This window comes from Candidatus Pelagibacter communis, from assembly GCF_001180205.1.
Classification (GTDB): domain Bacteria; phylum Pseudomonadota; class Alphaproteobacteria; order Pelagibacterales; family Pelagibacteraceae; genus Pelagibacter; species Pelagibacter ubique_O.
Genome location: NZ_CVSU01000039.1, coordinates 1 through 2,145 on the forward strand (window position 1 = coordinate 1; position 2,145 = coordinate 2,145).

Sequence of the window (2,145 nt, forward strand, 5' to 3'; positions counted from 1 at the left end):
GTTAATAGAATGGATATTGGATTTAGATCTGAAAGAGACAGTGGTTTTTCTACAGGCGGTGGCGTTGCTGATGTTCCACAAGAAAGCTTAATGTTAACCGGAGATGAAAATATTGTTAATATAGATTTTTCAGTATTTTGGGTAATTAAAGATGCTGGAAATTTTTTATTCAAAATTCAAGATCCAGAAGGAACGGTTAAAGCAGCTGCTGAAACTGCAATGAGAGAGGTAATAGCTAAAAGTGATATTCAACCAATTTTGACAGAGGGAAGATCTAAAATTGAGCTTGAAACTCAAGAAATTATTCAAACTATTTTAGATGATTATGAAAGTGGAATTCAAATTACACAAGTTCAAACTCAAAAAGCCGACCCACCAGACCAAGTAATTGACGCATTTAGAGATGTACAAGCTGCAAGAGCAGACATGGAAAGATCTAAGAACGAAGCTGAAGCTTATGCAAATGATGTTATTCCAAGAGCACGAGGGGAAGCGCAAAAAATTTTACAAGCAGCAGAAGCATATAAAAAAGAAGTTGTTGCTAAAGCGGAGGGTGAAGCAAGTAGATTTATAGCAATCTATAATGAATATAAAAATGCTAAAGCAGTAACTCAAGAGAGAATGTACCTAGAAACTATGGAGAAAGTTTTAGCTGATATAGATAAAGTAATTATAGAAAAAAATGCAGGTTCAGGAGTTGTTCCATATTTACCTTTGCCTGAATTAAAAAAGAAAGCGACGAATTAAAATGAAAGCTGGAAAAATATTAGCAGGAGTATTAGTTGCAATTGGTGTTGTAGCTTTTTTATCAGTAATTATAGTTAAAGAGGTTAACCAAGCAATTATTCTTCAATTTGGTGATCCAAAAAGAATAATCATGAAACCAGGTTTAAACTTTAAAATTCCATTTATTCAAAATGTTGTTTATTTAGATAAAAGAATTTTAAATTTAGATGCTCCACCAGAAGAAGTTATTGCATCAGATCAGAAACGTTTGATAGTTGATGCATTTGCAAGGTTCCAAATCATTGACCCGCTGAAGTTTTATATTTCAGTTGGAAATGAAAGAGTTGCAAGATCAAGATTATCAACAATTATAAATTCAAGAATTAGAAATGTATTAGGTCAGGAGGAATTACAAACATTACTCTCCAAAGATAGATCAAAGCAAATGGCTTTAATTAAAGAAGGTGTAAACAATGAAGCACAAAACTTTGGAATTAGTATAGTTGATGTAAGAATTAAAAGGGCAGATCTACCTCAAGCTAACAGTGATGCGATTTATAGAAGAATGCAAACTGAAAGAGAAAGAGAGGCAAAAGAATTTAGAGCAAAGGGTGCAGAGATGGCAGTTACAATTACATCAACTGCCGACAAAGAAGTTACAGTAATCTTGGCAGATGCTCAAAAACAATCAGAGATCATGAAAGGGGAAGGTGATGGAGAAAGAAATAAAATATTTGCTGACGCCTTTGGTCAAGATCCAGAATTTTTTGCTTTCTATAGAGCTATGCAAGCATATGAAAAAGCTCTTATTGGTGGCGAAACCTCTCTAATTTTATCACCTGATAGTGAATTTTTTAAATTTTTTGGAAATATAAAACCTGAAATCCAACAATAATTCTTAAATGCGTGAGCTAGTTATAGCTTTTGGTCTTTTCTTATTTATTGAGGGAATTTTGTACGCCTTATTTCCAGCAAAAATGAAAAGTATGTTGAAAAAATTAGAACTTGTTAAAGATAGTCAGCTTAGATCAGGTGGACTTATTTTTGCGGTAATTGGTTTTATAATTATTTATTACATTAAGAGTTAATATGAATAAGATTAAATTTATATTCTTAACGCTATTTATATCATTTGGCTTTTCTATAAATGTAAATTCTAAACCAGTTCCTGCTTCCTTTGCAGATCTTGCAGAAAAATTAATGCCATCTGTGGTAAATATTTCTACTACAACAACTGTTGTAACGAACACTAATCCTTTTCCTTTTCAATTTCCTCCAGGCTCTCCTTTTGAGGATATGTTTAAAGAATTTGGAACACCTCAGGAAAGACGATCAGCTGCACTAGGTTCTGGATTTATAATTGATGAAAAAGGAATTGTGGTCACGAATAATCACGTTATCCAAGATGCTGACGATATT

3 protein-coding genes and 1 pseudogene are annotated in these 2,145 nt (G+C 32.7%); all 4 read left to right on the forward strand.

The window, feature by feature from the left end:
- On the forward strand, window positions 1-747 hold a 747-nt coding region (gene hflK / locus AMO08_RS01710), incomplete at its 5' end, for an FtsH protease activity modulator HflK (RefSeq protein WP_075484562.1).
- A 1-nt stretch (window position 748) separates the two neighbouring features.
- The gene (gene hflC, locus AMO08_RS01715) at window positions 749-1,621 is read left to right on the forward strand and encodes a protease modulator HflC (protein ID WP_075484564.1); all 873 of its coding nucleotides are present in this window, start codon (window positions 749-751) and stop codon (window positions 1,619-1,621) included.
- 7 nt (window positions 1,622-1,628) lie between these two features.
- Window positions 1,629-1,814 carry a DUF2065 domain-containing protein gene (locus AMO08_RS01720; RefSeq protein ID WP_075484568.1) on the forward strand — a complete coding sequence of 62 codons (186 nt, stop codon included), beginning with the start codon at window positions 1,629-1,631 and terminating at the stop codon, window positions 1,812-1,814.
- A 1-nt stretch (window position 1,815) separates the two neighbouring features.
- Window positions 1,816-2,145 (forward strand): annotated as a pseudogene (locus AMO08_RS01725) (serine protease); the annotation flags it as partial.

Excerpts from the sequence above, each read along its gene's own strand:
- hflC (WP_075484564.1), top strand. The coding sequence starts at position 749 with ATGAAAGCTGGAAAAATATTAGCAGGAGTATTAGTTGCAATTGGTGTT.
- AMO08_RS01720 (WP_075484568.1), top strand. The coding sequence starts at position 1,629 with ATGCGTGAGCTAGTTATAGCTTTTGGTCTTTTCTTATTTATTGAGGGA.